Here is a 17,169-nt window from a genome sequence, read left to right as displayed (position 1 = left end):
TGCGCGCTTCCTATGAGCTTGAATCACGAAGTAAAGGGCAGTACCAATGCCAATATCTTTTGGGAGGACCTTTCCACCGAAGTACCGGAGTATACAGTGCGTTACCGAAGAAAAGACCCCTCCAACTCCCCTAAAGGGGGAGAGAACGCATGGTTCATTAGTAAGACCACCACCAATCAGCTCACCCTTTGGGACCTAAAGGCAGGCACCACCTACGAATACCAATTACAGAAGAAATGTGCGGTAACCGGTAGCGATTGGAGCATGGTAAAACAGTTTACCACTTTTATTGTGGACAATCAGGCCAGCATGTACGAATGTGGCATTGTGCCCAACTTTAGCCTAACAAACAAAGAGCCCCTACCCACTATCACTTCTGGGGAGCAGTTCACTGCTGGGGACTTCCCCATTACCCTTACGAAAGTAAATGGCGAAAATGGCCGATTCTCAGGGCAAGGCTATGTCAGTATTCCTTATCTGAACAGTATAAAGGTAGCGGTGGAGTTCACCAATGTACTGGTCAATACCGACAACCAATTGGCAGAGGGTATGGTGGTTACCAAGTACGATCCAGATATGAAGAATATCTTGGATGTGGATGTGGCTGTAGCGACCATAGATACCGTTTCTGACCTGGTGGCCGAACCCTTCGAAGGCGATAACGACCTGGACGAGATGCGTGTAAACTTTGCCATCCACAAAGACAGCCTAGCCAAATACATTAAAATGAAAGATGGGATGGTAACCATAACCAATCCAGTTAACGGGGCCAGTATCTCTGAACCCTTGGGCGATGATAAAGTGGTAATAGACGGTAATAAACTGGTGTACCATATTGACGCTTCGGGCAAAATTAGCGAGGGCGGACAAATAGATAAGGGAGGTGCCGTTACCGCCAATAATGTAGAGGGGATTTCCAAGGATGGACAATTGGAACGATTAACAGCAAGAGACATCCAGATCACCTTTAAAGAAGTTCCGGGAGCATACGGATTCGACCAAATTCCCGATGGTGTTAAAGACCATCCGAGCATCCAGAAAGAATATCCCACAATAAAGGATGCCGAAGGCAAGGACTATATTCTGATACACCAAGCAGTGGAGAATGATGCAAAAGAGAATCAGCCAAATACCTATATCGATGCCATCATTAAACAATCCGGGAACGACCCTTATCCCTTGGATAGTATAGTTTTTAAAACACCACAGGGAGAAAAGATAGCTTGGTCCAAACAGGGCAGAAATACAGTGCGACTCCACCTTAAGGGCCACTACAGTTTTGAGCACCAGACGATATACGCCGTTGTCCAATCCAAAACGGACAGCACTAAACAATTGACTGCCGGGGCCTTTATTCTTTGGCACCTTACGGACAGAGCCGTAGATGTAGTATTAGTAAGCGTTAACGGGGCTAAAATTCCGGACAAAGTATCCACGGATGTTAAGGCCATCTTTAAAAAAGGGGTTACCAGCGTTAATGTTTCCATCCATAGCGAAAACATCACATTAGACCCTTCTCTATTAGGAGAGAATCAAAAATTGGACATCGGTGAAAGTCCGTGGCTTACGAATTACAACCGGGAACAGAAAGAAATACTATCCCATCTAAAAAACCAGTTCAACTATAACAACAGTACCTACTACCTCTTTGTTTTTGGCAACGATGTACCACCCAGCAAGCCAATAGCCGGCTTTATGCCGTTACAACGGCAGTACGGCTTTATTTTCAACAATAACCTTGATGCGGAAGAAGAGGGCAAGAAAGACCTGGCCAAGACCATAGCCCACGAGATAGGCCATGGTGTATTTGCCCTGCGCCACCCCTTTGACCAATACGGTAAAAATATAGAAGGGAAAACCGAATGGTTAATGGATTATAAGGACGGCTCCCTCCTAAGCCATATAGATTGGAAGCAAATGCATAATCCCCAACTGAAGTTCTATGTGTTTCAAGATGATGATGAGGGGGAGATAGCAGGGAAGATTTGGTTTACGCCCGAATGGACACCTATAAAGGTTAAAGGAACAAATCAAATTTTTTCAAGTTACGTAGATGAACATTTACCACAGGGAACAATACCAGGTTTTATAAAGGATGGCAAGCCGTATTCAGCAATCTTTGACGGCAAAACGTTCTTGGGATATTTTCTTAAAGGTTCAAAAAGTGAAAAAATCACAATCGACTCGATAAAGATTTCCGGACTAGATGTAAATCAGAAAGTTTATCTATACAGATATGGTGGATGTGGTAGAAGTAAATATTATTCCACAACATATGGTCAAGTTGTTAACTCCAATATAGGCTCTAAAATTAATTATAGCAATAAGGCTATTACCTATGAAGGTGACATCACATGTACTGAGGAAAATATGGTGCCAAAAGTTGATCCGTTTAAATATCATCCAAGTTTTTGTGAGGTTCTACCTGAAAGTAAAATAATTGATGATAATTGGATCAATAGCGCCGTAAAAAAGCTTAACTCAAATTATAAAGAAAGAAGAAACGTATTCGGTAATTTATATAGGCCAAAGGGAGAGTTTTACCATTTAGTAAATTTTGAGAATACTTTTGGAGATCACGCTGAAGTTATCGAAGATAAACTATATGTACTTAAGGAAAAAACTGAAACTAATTTTTACGTTGTATTTCAACAAGTAACTACAAAACTTACATCGGACGCTCTAGATATCATGGCTCAAAAAATATTGAAAAGGAGTGAGCTATCTGATACAGAAAACAATGTAGTTGTAATTGTTCCATTTATTCGAGCAAGGGACGGTGTATTGTCCATTACTAAATGTTTGCAAGCTGGTTTTGCCCAATCGTCTGAAGAAATTGTACCCATTAATTATTTCGATTTCAAGGCGAAAGAGGATTTATTCCAATTCATTATTGGTGCATACACCGGAATAGAAAAACCTGCCACTATTACCTATAGTTATCTTTTGGCTGACCGAAGCGTTTCTTTGGTAGAGAAATCCGCATCAAATAAAGTCAGAGGAATTCCTTTTATCCAAGCAGTATCAGTCTATAAAAGTAATAAGTACGATTTTCTAAGGGAGTTGGAAACAGAAGGTAGATCTATTAAAAATAGTAAGCCCAAGAAGAAAGACTATGAGAAAAAACAATCTGAATTTAGGATTGCCTTGTTGACCTATAATGAAAAATTGGTCCAATGGGGGTAAAATATGAAAAAGCTGTTTCCGAAAGCTTAACTTACGATATAAAGGCATTAGAATTAGCTAATTCAGGTCAACGTTCGCCCCCAGAAGATAGGTTCACTCACGTTCAAGGAAAAAAAGGAGTTTTATTTAGAGAAACCTATTTAAACCCTCATGATCATCAGGGCTTAATTGTTGCTTATACCTATTTACACCAGGCAAAAGAAGAGTATGGAGATTTTATTACTAATCTAGCCTACACTATTGGTGATGAAAATATTGAAGCCATCAAAGGATACCATCTTTATGAGGAGATAGACACTCATCAGGTTATATTCTCAATTTTGGATGTTGCTTCAATATCATTGGCTCCAATTGGAGCAGATATTATCCCAGATGCATTAGGATTAGTTTACGCTTTAGCCAATGGAAAAAGAACTGAAGCTGGAATGTATGCAGTTTCCGTTGCGGCGATTGGAATAACTCAATACGGAGTAGCTTTTGTTAAAAGCAATAATAGATTTACTCTGGTAGCCAAATTTTCTAATCAAGGTGAATTGGTTGGGTACGAACTAAAGAAAGCCGATCAAGTGATTTCTTCTTCAAATGAAAAACCGTTAGTTTCTTCCTTTGCAGATAATTTAAAGGACGCAAAGAAAGATTTTAAAGACGGACTAGATATAGATTTCGGTTCTAATACAACCTTTAATATTCGTGATGACGTACAAAGTCAATTTGGAGGAACCATAATAACAAAAATTGATTCAACTAAGGATATCGTTAATCAAACGGAAGATGCTATTGGTGTATTACGTTTATTAGACGGAGTAGAAGCAGATAAATTAGATTCCTTCCTTAAGTCTTTAAATAAGACCAATCTAACTGATGGGCAACGACTAGCGCTATTAGAAAAAGTTAAGGCATTAAATGGTGACGCCAGTTTCTTTGTAAATGACTTCGCGGATAATGTAAATGAGCTTAAATTATTTGCCGAAAATGATGGGCTATTCAATAGTTGGAAGGTTCTAAATGAAGTTGGCGAAACTGATTTAGGGTCGAGGATAGATGATATTGAGTTCGTTGATAATTATATCAAAAAAACATTTAAAACCCAAACCGAAGTCACTTCTGATATTTTACGCTCTGAAGGTTTTGATGCATGGAAAATGGTTAAGGCGAAAGCCAAATTAGTTGACAATCTGAATTTAGGGTCTTTTGTAAAAAATATTGGTGATTATGAAGTTTATGAAAAAGGAGAAGTTTTTTACCGGGCTATAAGCAAGTCGAATTATGATGATTTGGAAGCTAATAATCGATTATTAGGTACAGGGGAGTGTACTACTTCTCCAAATCAATCTTTTTCGGAAGATTACAATGGATATTTGATGAAATTTAAACTTAAATTAGGAACTATTAATGATTTAATTGATATTGGCATTACTGATGGGAGTATTTTAGTTAAACAACAATTCGGTGATTTGCCAACTAATCAAGATATTGGAGGAAATTGGAATCAGACAAGAGCTAGATTTAAAAAGGAAGGTACTCAGGTAAATATTGCCTTAGGAAAAGGCACCGCCCTTCAAATATTTAATGATAATTTACTAGAATTTGAATTAATACAAATTAATCCCAAAAATTATGATTAACACCTTAATGTCTAAGTTTTGGAAAAATGAAATCACTAAAGACGAAATAAAAAAATATAAATCAAAAATAAATTCTAATGAGATTAAGAAATCCTTTGAGAAAGCTTTAGCAAATAAAGACCGAAAATTATTGGAAGAAACTTTATTTATAGGCTTTATAATAGATAATATCGATGATTCCAAAGACGTCCTATTAAATTTGATCTCTAAAGAATGGCACGCAGAAAACGAAGATATTATTAGATTATTTCAAAACAGGTTTAATACATCAGAAAATAATATTCCGTATTTACTTAATGCTATTAATAACGTGCCTAAATATATCTTTGAAAATGGAGACAATATATCCTACATCAAAAAAATAATGTATGCAATTGGCGCACAACCAGAACCATATAATATTGAGGCGCTGGAAGAACTTGCCAAATCAGATGATATTCAGATTAAAGATTTAGCCTTGCATCAAATTAAAAAAAGAAAAAGCATGGGTAGGTGGGAATTTAAGAAGAATAATGAATCCGAATCTTAAGATTATTAGGTAGAGGATAAACCTTTTCTAGAGGGAGTAATTGTTTTGCTTCCACTATTTTTTTGTTTAAAACGAGAGAATGAATGTGTCTGCATTTCTCAGAAATGTCCTCAATAGAAACGATCCAATCATTTACAAATTTCTCTACTGCTATGCCAGTCAACCCCACTTGTATAGAGCGGTAGTCCAAATTATTGAGGAAAATATCCCTTTCCGGGTCCCATTGAATACGTACAGGGGCCGTACGCAAAGTCTCTTTCCATTCATCTGTTGAAGAATCAATTTCCTTAACAAAATGGGATAAACAAGCATTCTTCACTGCCCACTCCCAACCTTCTCGTTTTATTTTTATCGCTAGAACGTGCTCTTGTCCTTCCTTTTGAGTCCAACCACAACGGTACATCATCCATAGAAATGATGGCTTTATCCATGTCATTCTCTCCATTTTAAATGGAGGTACGAATCTTTGGTTTATTAATGCAGGATTAGTAATCTCAGGTCTGTAAGCTTGATAGACAGTTATTGTTTCTTCGTCAAAAACAGCACGGATTATCCTATCTTCCATATAATTGGTCTAAATTTTAAAAATACTAAAATTTCAAAGTCTCGTAGAACAATCAAGAAATATATAGTTAAATATTGAGTTATAAATTATCCCTGCATTGACCCCTACACCTCATCAGTAGATTAATTTGTTAATTATGTCCAATATAATATAACTTGGCTATTTCGGATTCACCACCTCCTAGGGGTTCCTTCTTTGTACCCAAAGCCGGGGCCGACAGCTAGAAATCCCTATTTACTTGACAACCACCTTAATTATGGTTACATTCATTTACCTATGAATCTACTAGAAATGAAGTTACTTTTTAAAATCTTATTGTTTTTTAGCTATGTATCGTGTAATGCACAGCTGCTAGCAGAAAAAGCAATCCCCCTTAATCGAGACGCCAGTTTAGACGAACTAATTTTAGCTGCTGCCAACAAGGAATTGGTTTTATTGGGCGAGGCCAGTCATGGCACACACGAATATTACCTGTGGCGCGATAAGATTAGTCGCAGGTTAATAGCAGAACAGGGGTTTAGCTTTATTGCCGTAGAAGGCGATTTTGCAAGCCTATACCATCTTAATCGTTATGTAAAAAACTTGGACGGCGCCGCCAGCTCAGCAAAAGAGGTTTTATTACTACTTAATAGGTGGCCAACATGGATGTGGGCCAATGAAGAGGTGGTAAATCTCGCGGAATGGCTTAGAAAATATAACGATCAGTTACCTCAAGATAAAAAGGTTGGCTTTTATGGTATGGATGTATACGATGAGTGGAATTCTAAAAAAGTAGTATTAGAGCTCTTAAAAGAGACCAATAAAATTGCTTATAAATATGTAAAGGAACAGTACAATTGTTTTGCACCCCACAAAGGAGATAGTTGGACGTATGCACGAGCAGTACAGACCGGAAAAAATGCATGCGCTACAGCCACTAAGAATGTAGTAGAGTATATAAGAAATCATCCTGAAAACTTCTAAGAACTTTCCAAGGACACCTATTTTTATCTACTTCAGAATGCAGTAGTTGTTCATAATGCTGAAGAGTTTTATAGAGAAAGCGTGGCTGCATCAGGCGATGTTTCATGGAATTCGAGGGTTCATCATATGCATGGAACCGTTAATGAGCTGCTAACCCTATACGGGGAACACTCAAAAGGTATAATTTGGGCTCATAATACGCATATTGGGGATGCAGAATATACTAATATGAGAAGGTCAGGCGAGAAAAACATAGGACAACTAAGTCGCGCAGACCTTGGAAACGAGAATGTTTTTTTAATCGGTTTTACCACCTACGAAGGTAAAGTAATAGCAGGCTCCAAGTGGGGTGCTAAAATGCAAGAAATGACCATTCCCCCAGCGGTACCCAACAGCATTGAGTATGAATTAAACACACTTGGCCTGGAAAAAATGTATATAATTTTTGACCAAGAAGACCGCACGGAAAAAAACCTAAAAATAACTGGAAATAGAGCGGTAGGAGTAGTGTATAATCCTAAATGGGACCAAAGGCAGTTTGTACCTACCATAGTGCCTATGCGTTATGATGCCTTGTTCTTTTTTAAGAGAACTACGGCAGTGCACGCTTTAAAAAGATAAACTGAACTCAATAACTGAAAGATGGCTATATCAACCGCGAGCATGGCAAGATATCGTGCTTATATAGATGACTAATAGAAATATTGTATAGGAAAAATAAGTTTAATTTTATATGGCTATGTAATTATGAGCAAATAAATAGAATCCCACTACCAATAATATTTAATTTTCGAATTTGAAAAATATATTGGATACCAAACAAAACTAATCGGAGAGCGGATGAGAATGCAAATTGTAACTTTTATAAAATACGACAGAAACAAATATGATCGATTTTACCAATATGACAACCGTGCAGCGGAAATGTAGACTCGGTCGTTAAAGTTATCCTAGCTAAATTATATACCCTTAAATAAACCCCGAAAAGGGGTTTATTTAAGGGTATTAATCACTACTTTTACCGCTGCCTATGACAAAAATAACCATAATTGCACCATTTTCATTTGGGTATATAGACCAGTTGGTTTCAGCTCTAGAGAGAAGAAACACAGTCCAAGTTACCTACTTCAATACACATGACATTAAGTTTAGTTATTCCTCCGTTTTTCAAAGAGCACAGAACTTTTTTTCAAAAAACTTCCTCCGTAAAAATATGAAAACCCAATTTCGTTGCGACACTTTGGAGCATGAAATCGGATTAATGGAAAAGCAAGATTATATACTGGTAATAAGGCCTGATTGGCTTACAATAGATTTCTTGACATTCCTAAAACAAAAAACGGATAGTTTGATATCCTATTATTTTGATGCAATTGCCAACTTTCCGGTGAAGAGAAAGCTTATTCCCTATTTTGACAAGGTCTATAGCTACGAGAAAGAGGATGTTGCGAGAGAAGGTCTGCATTTTATCACCAATTATTATGACAAAATTCATCCAGAACAGAAAGATTTTGAATTTTTGGTATATAATATCTCATCGTACGACTATAGGTTCGGTTGTTTACAAAAAATTGCCAAGATGCTCCACGAATCGGGCCATCATAGTAAGTTTATCGTACGTAAAGAAAAGCCGATAAAGTCAGATTATATAGAATTGAGCTCTAACTATATACCCATTTCAGAGACTAAGAAGCATCTTGCCAAGTCAAGAATATTGCTCGACATTCAGAAACGAGACCAAAAGGGACTTACTTTTAGGATGTTTGAAGCTTTGGCCTTTCAAAAGAAGCTCATTACTACCAACACCGATGTGGTCAATTACGATTTTTATGATCCCCGGAATATTCTGGTCATCGATTTCGATAATCCAATTGTACCGGATTCATTTTTAGAGGATCCTTACCATAAAGTTCCAGATGAGATTTTAGTGAAGTACAGCGTAGATCACTGGATCGATACGGTATTTAGCCACACAGGCTAGGTGTTTATTTATACGAAAATAAAGTGCTGTTCCGCAAGGTGGCCATTCTCCTTAGACCAATACTTTGGCAGGAATAATTGGGGTAATGGTATTTCTTGCCCACAACTGGCGCAAAGTAAAAAACAATGGCTTCATGGAAATAAAAGTTATATTTCATATTTTCCCATTAGTCTATACTGCAGCAGAGAGGAATCCCGTAATGAAATTAATAACTGAATAACACAATGATGCCCTAAAAAAAAGTGTTGCCTATCCATCAAACCAAATTTGCATATTTTTATACATACCCACCACCAATAATTTAATTACTTTTATCCTAGATGCCAATATATCATGCTACACATAGAACTATCCCCAAATTCTAATTGTTAAGAATGAGGATTTTAATAATATCAAATCAAATTATGGGGTATATGGAAGTTCCCCGCCAGGAACTGGAAAATATGGGTCATGATGTGGACATCTTATATTACAGCAAGGAGCCCTTAGAGTTTAAATACAAGAACTTTGGTCAACGTTTTATTTCTTTTCTTAGAAAGATCAACGGCAATTCCATCAAAAAAAAACATAGGGAAATAACTATCAAAGAATTCACGGGAACCAAAATTTACGACAAGGTATTGGTTACCCATCCGCAATACCTGAATAAAAGAACCCACCAATATTTAAAGAGTATTACTAAAGACTATATCGTTTACTTATTTGATAGCTTAAAAAAAATGCCCATCCAAGAACATTATATACATTTCTTCGATGAAGTTTTCAGTTATGAACCCTCTGACTGCGAAAGACATAATTTTAAATTTATCCCCAATTTTATACCCACGGAGCGTTTTAGAAGTTTAGAAAGCACACTTCGCTTATTTAATATCTCTTCCAAGGACGTTAGGTATCCCAAATTGAAGAAGCTAGCTGAATATTGCCACCGTAATAACATACCGGCACAATTCATCCTATTCTCAAAAAAACCTCTTAAAACCTCCCTATTTCAAGTAATACATTCCAAAATTGATATTCAAGAAATAGACAAATACTTAAGACAGGTGACTGTTTTTGTAGATATACAACGCCCGGAACAATATGGATTGAGCTTCAGAGTATTTGAGGCTATGGGGAATGAAAAGAAACTGATTACCAATAATAGCCATATTAAAGAATATCCTTTTTACAATCCTAACAACATTCACGTAATAGATATTCAGAACCTACATATCCCAGAGGAATTTCTAAGTACCCCCTATCAAAAAATAGATAATGACCTCTACCATCAGTACACCGCAAAGAAATGGGTACAGAATATATTAAGCTTACCATAATTCCCGACTGACTATCTGCCCGGGGTGGGTACTATAGGGCAAACTTACATAGTCCGTTAGTAGAAGAGGATCTTTTAATTAAACCTTCAAGACTGAGAATTTACCCAATGCATGCCAGCTATCCAATGATAAATGTCCTCCTAACCGTTTTATGGACCCGCCCACAAGTTTATATAGACGTGGGGGTAATCTGCTATGCCATCCCTAGAAAGGCCCATCACGAGTACCTAAGGGGCTTATTTGATGCCGGATCTGGAAAACGGGTTATGCTTGGGTACGATCAGATGAATAGGCTCAAAACCAACAGATTTTTTTAAGTCAAGAAGAAAAACGAAATATCCTATACCATAATGCGACTAGATTTCTACGTCTTAGCGAAGAGACCGGAGCCAAACATCAATGAAAATAGTAGGACATTGAAAATTCAGTAACATCTCCCCATAAAAATTCATTATCACGCTCCTCTAAAACGCAAAAAAGCCATGCTGTTGGCATGGCTTTTTATTAATTATTTATTGGTATAGAATTAATCTGCCAATATAATTATCTTATTATTCTTCATCTCTACGGTACCACTGGTAATATGCAGAACGGTATCACCGTTGGCATCCTTTGTGAACTTGCTTTCATAGTTCTTATCAATGACCACACTACCCTTTATCTTTACATTTCCCTCTTCTAGTAAGGAAATAATAGGTGCGTGATTATTCAACATCTGAAACTCACCTTTTACACCAGGTACTGTTACCGCTGTAACCTCTCCAGTAAATAATGTAGCCTCTGGGGACACAATTTCTAAATACATAATTTATAGTATTCCGTATATAGTTTTCAGAATTCGGTTGCTTTTTCAATTAACCTAAACTGCCTACTATCTACTAATTTATGCTTCAGCAAGCATTTTTTCACCTGCTTCTATAGCTTCTTCAATAGTTCCTTTAAGGTTAAATGCAGATTCTGGTAGGTGATCTAACTCACCATCCATAATCATATTAAATCCTTTTATGGTTTCTTTAATATCTACCAATACCCCTGGGATACCGGTAAATTGTTCCGCCACGTGGAAAGGCTGTGACAAGAAACGTTGTACACGTCTGGCTCTACCTACAGCCAATTTATCTTCTTCAGACAATTCTTCCATCCCTAATATGGCAATAATATCTTGAAGTTCCTTATATCGTTGTAATAACTCCTTTACTCTTTGAGCACAAGCGTAATGATCCTTACCTAAAATATCTGCTGTTAAGATCCTTGAAGTAGAATCCAATGGATCTACCGCTGGATAAATACCTAACTCAGCAATCTTACGAGACAATACAGTTGTAGCATCTAAGTGAGCAAACGTTGTTGCTGGTGCTGGATCCGTTAAATCATCCGCAGGAACGTAAACCGCCTGTACAGATGTAATAGATCCTCTTTTTGTTGAGGTAATACGCTCTTGCATAGCCCCCATCTCTGTTGCCAAAGTTGGCTGGTACCCTACCGCAGATGGCATACGACCTAATAGTGCCGATACCTCTGAACCTGCCTGTGTAAAACGGAAGATATTATCTACGAAGAATAAAACGTCCTTACCTTGAGCTTCCCCTGCACCGTCACGGAAATATTCTGCTATAGTCAATCCTGAAAGGGCTACACGTGCACGTGCTCCAGGAGGTTCGTTCATCTGTCCAAAAACGAAAGTTGCTTTGGACTCTTTCATAGCTTCTTTATCTACTTTGGCTAAATCCCATCCACCTTCTTCCATAGATTGAAGGAAGTCATCTCCATATCTTATAATTCCAGATTCCAACATCTCACGTAGTAAGTCGTTCCCCTCTCGAGTACGCTCACCTACCCCAGCAAATACGGAAAGTCCACCGTGTCCCTTTGCTATATTGTTGATCAATTCCTGAATCAATACTGTTTTACCAACTCCAGCTCCTCCAAAAAGACCAATCTTACCACCTTTTGCATAAGGCTCAATAAGGTCGATTACTTTAATTCCAGTAAATAATACTTCGGTAGAAGTGGATAGATCCTCAAATTTAGGAGCATCCCTATGGATAGGAAGACCATCATTACCCGCTTTAGGCAAATCTCCAAGACCATCGATAGCATCACCAATTACATTGAAAAGACGACCGTAAACTGCATCACCAATTGGCATTTGAATTGCACTACCTGTTGCTTTAACCTCAACACCTCTACTTAAACCATCCGTAGAGTCCATAGAAATTGTCCGTACGGTACTTTCCCCAACATGGGATTGCACTTCCAATACTAATAGTGATCCATCTTCATTTTGGATTTCCAAAGAATCGTATATTTTTGGAAGGTCTGCTCCAGATTGAAATTCTACATCCACAACCGGGCCGATGATTTGGGAAACTTTACCTGTAACTTTAGACATTACTTATGTATTTAATGTTGAAATTTATTAATTCGAAAAACTTTTGGTCCATCATAAACTACCATATCATTTTTCGCGCTGCAAAGATATATTTTTTTAATTAAACAAAGAAGGGGGATTAGGACGTTTTTTACATATAAAAAAACGCCTCCGAAAAGAAGGTGTTTTAAATCGATAATTTCACCTAATCTACTGAAATGTTGGACTATAATTTGTCGGATACGTTCCAACATCAGCTTTTACTTGTGCTTCTATAAAGTTTGACCCATATTTTGCATCTATAGCTTCTAAAAATTTATTGGCCATTACCGCATATCCTCTAGAGGTTAAATGAACTCCATCTAATCCCACTAGCCCACCACGCACCAAGGCAGTAGTGAAAATAAAATCTCCGTCAGAAACGCCTTGCGTTGCTGCTTTTTGCAAAATGTCCTTAAAATCTACTAGAGCCAGTCCTTTAGCATCGGCCACAGACTGTATGGTGGCATTATAAGCATCGGTAGCCTCTTTAATTTCTTCTTGTTCACTGGGAAGAACTACCCATTTATCTACTAATGGCAAGGTTATTCCTTCTATAGAAAACTGGCCCGCCAATTGTTGTGAAAGACCCTGCCCCATTAGAAAGGCCACAGAATCGGTATTCACTGTACCTATTATACTACTACTTTTCAACACCAATAAATCCTCTGAGGTAGCCTGTCTGGATTGCCCATAGGTAGATCCCAACAAATTGGCAACTAATGGGGCGGCTTGCGCCGGAAGTCCAAACTGTGCAATAAATGCAGGAAAGGTTGGACTAGCCATTAACGCACCTGTAATTTGAGCCGAAATATCTGTTAAGGTCTCGTCTCTAATAACTACAGCACTAGCAGCCGATTCAGAAAATACAACCTTACGGTTAGGTTGACCTACCCCGTCATAAATTTGGTTTATTGCCCCAAAAATAGAATTCAACATAGGTATTTGCGGACCAAAATCAGGATTTGTTGGATCTAAAGGATTATGCGGAACAGTTGTAAAATGCGGTAACGAAGTGATATAGGGCACATTGGTAACAGCACCCTTCGCTCCATTAACGGTAAGGCCATTTACCAATGCCGCAAAAGCACCTTCAAAAACCGCATTAGGCGTAATAGGGTTGTAATTAGGCGCATTAGTATCACTCTCTCCTCCAGAAAGTGCGTAGCCTAAAACATCATTACCACCAATTTCTGAAAGTGTAAAAAAGGTAGGGTTTTGTGCCATTGCCAGTTCCAAAACTGAAGCATTTGGTGTTGTTCCGGTCATCCTAACAAAATAAGGATTGGCAGCAACAGGAAAATTAGCAAGGCTACCATAACCTGGCGCTAAAAAATGAAAGCTTTTTGCTCCTGGTACTCCTAAATTATTGAATGGACCTGTTGGGTTGTTAATCGCAATATCTGTACTTACCGTTTTAGGTCCTATTAAAGATTCAATAGCTACAGGTCCAGCTCCTCCAAAGACAAGTCTCGGATCAAGAATTCTATTTCCAGCTACCGCCAAGCCACCAAAATTATCGTTGGCCAATGGTTGGGTAAAATCCCCTCCCCCACCTTGAGCAAATTGCTCTGATAGAATTTTTGGAAAAGATTTTTCCTGTGCTGCTTTAAATAGCGCATTATCAGAATAACCCGCCGTAAAGCTACCACCAACGGCCACATAAGTAGATAAATCTAACTCCCCGGTATTAAGCTCTGGGACTGGTACAATAACCACATCATTGCTGTCATCATCACTACATGCGGTAAACCCGATGAGGATGGCGGACAATAGTACGTATTTTATATTTTTCATCGTAGAATTCATATTTGTTAGTTATTAATTGTCCAAGACAGATAATACATAGATCCTATATGGCCCGTACCAATTGCAGTGAAATATTCATCACCCAAAGCATTTGCTGCACCAGCTTTAAAGGTAGACTTAATACTGGGCACACTGTAATTGATCTGCGCATCCAACGTATGAAAGGCAGGAACTTGACCATCACCAAATGTAGCTTGCCAGTAATAAGTATCACTCCATCTCCATGCTACGTTAAATCCGAAATTCTTAAAAAGGGCTGTATTGCCAAAGGAAGCCTTTACTTTATGCTCAGGAGTATTAAAATTGGTCCTAAAGTCTGGAAATGCCGCTTGGTCAAAATCTTGTTGGGTGAACGTGTAACTTCCACCTAGATCAAAATTACCTAAAACCTTGGTTGAAATCCCAATAGATCCTCCATAGGAATTAACATTAGCTTCCGAATTGGTATAGGTTTGATACACCTTATAATCTCCATTAGCAATAGCTGCTACAGACAATCCATTGTCGCCAACTTGACCATAAAACGGAGCTATTACATTCTCCCCTGAGATAAAATCTTTATAGGTACTGTAATAAACACTCATATCTACTACAGTATTCTTTAGCTTTCCTCTATACCCAACTTCAGCAGAACTCACTTTTTCTGGTTTTACCAAATCCGAATTCCCTATTTCCAAGACAGCAGGATTTTCAGTCGCTGCAAACTCGCTAACGGAAGCTGCCAAGTAAGAATTGTTATAGGCTGCGGCACCTGTTTGTGTTACGGTTGCTGGCTGATTCAATTGTTGCCCAGAGGCACTTACATTATAGGTTCTAGAATACCTATCTAAGTTGGCGGGAGCAGATCCTACCAAGATTGCCCTACCAGCATCCAATCCAATAAAAAGATCTTGGGTAGTTGGGTTTCTAAATCCAGTTTGTACGGAAGCCCTTATATTGTGATCACGGTTAATGGTAAATCCGGCAGAAAGTCGCGGAGACAAGAACCCATCAAAGAATTCAGATTTGTCATAACGTGCAGAACCTGTCAGTTTTAAAACTACAGCTTCACTTAAGTCAACTTGTTTTTGCAACTGCGTATAAATTCCAAATTCCGAGTATGTAATACTACCATCATAATCTGTGTAGATTGTTCCAAATGAATTTAGATCATACTTTCTATAAGAACCACCTAATTGCACATCTACAGCGTCCCAGAGATGAGAAAAGTTATAATTGGCATCGGCATGATAGTATTTGGAGGCATCCTTAAATTGAGATCCCTTACTAAAATCTGGATCCTTAATAACTTTATTAAACGTAGACTGGAACTCAGGCGTTCCTGGGATTAGCCTTCCTGTTTCTGCTTTCGCTCTTGCAGCAGCATGAGCTTGCTCATCCGTAGCTCCTGTTAAAGTAGCTCCTGCATATGTATTTATATATTCACTAAACCATTGCTCGTCAGATTTCCATGCCCTATTGATATTGATACCGGTAAAAACCATATCATATGAATCTCCCGCCTTATCGGCTACAACATAACCTCTAAGAAAGAAATTGTCGTTCCTAACCTCCAACTTATGTTGTTGCTGCGTAAAATTATCAATATTATACCTGTTGGTTCCCTGATAGATGGTAGTTCCTGTACCAACTTTTCCTACATAGGCAATTTCGAAGTCGTTCCCCCAAGGTCTGTAGTATAAACCCCAATCTGCCTTTACACTTTCGGCATTATAATCGGTTAGATCTTGCTCTGCATAACCCGTTCTACTTACTACAACATCTGGTATTATCCCTAAGCCTCCAGAAGCTGCCCTGATATTTGTTGAAACCTCATCACCATATATATTATACCCATCGTAATCTATACTGGCCCTGGTAGCTCCGGTACCTGGTTTTGCGGAATAATCAACTGCCGCCCAGTCTATACCTCTTAGAGAAGAAAAATTAACCTTCCCAGCAAATTTCTCACTGAATTTAAGTGCAGCACGGATACCAAAATCCGTATAAGCATTGTCTCCTGCAGCCTCTTGTGAAGTCATCCCCCTTTTAGCATAGGCACTAATCCCAGAGTGATCAAACGGACTTTTACTTCTCATAAAAAGAATTCCGTTAAAGGCATTGGCACCGTATAGTGCAGAAGCAGCTCCAGGAAGTAGTTCCACACTCTGAACGTCGTTTTCATTCATCCCTACTAGGTTTCCAATTGGGAAGTTAAGTGCAGGAGTAGAATTATCCATTCCATCAACCAATTGCATAAAACGGGTATTTGCAAAACTTGCAAACCCCCTAGTGTTAATAGACTTAAAGGTAAGACTGTTGGTATTAACATCAACACCTTTCAAATTCTCCAAGCCATCATAAAAGTCGGCCGAAGCGGTATTTTTTATTTCTTTTAGTCCAAACCGCTCAACCGTTACTGGGGATTCAAAAATACGTTCTGGAGTTCTAGAGGCAGAAATTACCACCTCATCCAAACGTGTTTGCTCTTCGTTTAGAACAATGGTAACCGTCTGATTTTTTTGAGTTATGCTTACCGTAGTAGGCACAAATCCAACACTAGTTACGTTAAGTGTAAAAGGAGGCTCTTCGCTGGTGTTTAAAGTAAATTTACCATCAAAATCGGTCACCGTGCCTATCGCTTTACCTATAATAACTAGGTTAGTTCCGGGCACGGGAGCATTATTCTGGTCCACCACTGTTCCACTTATACTTGTTTGGGTATAAGCGAACACTCCAAACAGTAAAAAGAATAATAGAAGGGTAGTTCTCATAAAGCTTTTGGGTTAAATTAGCATTAATATAC

General features: G+C 38.3%; 11 protein-coding genes and 1 pseudogene. 7 read left to right on the top strand and 5 right to left on the bottom strand.

Annotated elements, in window-relative coordinates:
• The 3 genes from G466_RS0117020 to G466_RS0117010 all read left to right on the top strand — a co-directional run.
• Positions 1 to 3,186 (top strand): fibronectin type III domain-containing protein (locus tag G466_RS0117020; RefSeq protein ID WP_169720769.1); only part of this gene is annotated, 3,186 nt, incomplete at its 5' end.
• On the top strand, positions 3,177 to 4,811 hold the full coding sequence (locus G466_RS0117015; RefSeq protein WP_026814723.1) for a hypothetical protein: 1,635 nt from the start codon (positions 3,177 to 3,179) through the stop codon (positions 4,809 to 4,811). The genes G466_RS0117020 and G466_RS0117015, both read left to right, overlap by 10 nt.
• Entirely contained in the window at positions 4,804 to 5,340 is a 537-nt protein-coding gene (locus G466_RS0117010; protein ID WP_026814722.1) for a hypothetical protein, read from the top strand. The genes G466_RS0117015 and G466_RS0117010 overlap by 8 nt, the downstream gene beginning before the upstream one ends.
• Here the strand turns inward: G466_RS0117010 and G466_RS0117005 are convergent.
• Complete coding sequence (locus G466_RS0117005; protein WP_026814721.1) at positions 5,312 to 5,905, bottom strand: DUF4291 domain-containing protein; 594 nt, start codon at positions 5,903 to 5,905, stop codon at positions 5,312 to 5,314. The two genes, G466_RS0117010 and G466_RS0117005, sit on opposite strands and share 29 nt — an antisense overlap.
• Positions 5,906 to 6,181: 276 nt before the next feature.
• On the opposite strand from G466_RS0117005, the pseudogene G466_RS24530 reads away from it, so the two are divergent.
• The 4 genes and pseudogenes from G466_RS24530 (at position 6,182) to G466_RS0116980 (ending at position 10,482) form a co-directional block, all read left to right on the top strand.
• Positions 6,182 to 7,489: pseudogene (locus G466_RS24530) on the top strand (erythromycin esterase family protein).
• A 409-nt stretch (positions 7,490 to 7,898) separates the two neighbouring features.
• Positions 7,899 to 8,849 carry a hypothetical protein gene (locus G466_RS23295; protein WP_026814720.1) on the top strand — a complete coding sequence of 317 codons (951 nt, stop codon included), beginning with the start codon at positions 7,899 to 7,901 and terminating at the stop codon, positions 8,847 to 8,849.
• Positions 8,850 to 9,223: 374 nt separating this feature from the next.
• Positions 9,224 to 10,165, top strand: a complete 942-nt coding sequence (locus G466_RS0116985; protein WP_157373961.1) for a hypothetical protein — start codon at positions 9,224 to 9,226, stop codon at positions 10,163 to 10,165.
• A gap of 107 nt (positions 10,166 to 10,272) precedes the next feature.
• Entirely contained in the window at positions 10,273 to 10,482 is a 210-nt protein-coding gene (locus tag G466_RS0116980; protein WP_026814718.1) for a hypothetical protein, read from the top strand.
• Positions 10,483 to 10,691: 209 nt separating this feature from the next.
• On the opposite strand, the gene G466_RS0116975 is transcribed toward G466_RS0116980, so the two are convergent.
• From G466_RS0116975 to G466_RS0116960, 4 genes are all read right to left on the bottom strand, one after another.
• The gene (locus G466_RS0116975) at positions 10,692 to 10,970 is read right to left on the bottom strand and encodes a F0F1 ATP synthase subunit epsilon (RefSeq protein WP_026814717.1); all 279 of its coding nucleotides are present in this window, start codon (positions 10,968 to 10,970) and stop codon (positions 10,692 to 10,694) included.
• Positions 10,971 to 11,048: 78 nt separating this feature from the next.
• Entirely contained in the window at positions 11,049 to 12,557 is a 1,509-nt protein-coding gene (atpD, locus tag G466_RS0116970) for a F0F1 ATP synthase subunit beta (RefSeq protein ID WP_026814716.1), read from the bottom strand.
• Positions 12,558 to 12,746: 189 nt separating this feature from the next.
• Positions 12,747 to 14,372, bottom strand: a complete 1,626-nt coding sequence (locus G466_RS0116965; protein WP_034236031.1) for an SGNH/GDSL hydrolase family protein — start codon at positions 14,370 to 14,372, stop codon at positions 12,747 to 12,749.
• A gap of 17 nt (positions 14,373 to 14,389) precedes the next feature.
• The gene (locus tag G466_RS0116960; protein ID WP_026814714.1) at positions 14,390 to 17,137 is read right to left on the bottom strand and encodes a TonB-dependent receptor; all 2,748 of its coding nucleotides are present in this window, start codon (positions 17,135 to 17,137) and stop codon (positions 14,390 to 14,392) included.
• Between the last annotated feature and the right edge of the window lie 32 nt (positions 17,138 to 17,169).

This window comes from Arenibacter certesii DSM 19833 (genome assembly GCF_000429545.1).
Lineage (GTDB): Bacteria > Bacteroidota > Bacteroidia > Flavobacteriales > Flavobacteriaceae > Arenibacter > Arenibacter certesii.
This window is presented reverse-complemented; position numbering and strand designations above follow the sequence as displayed.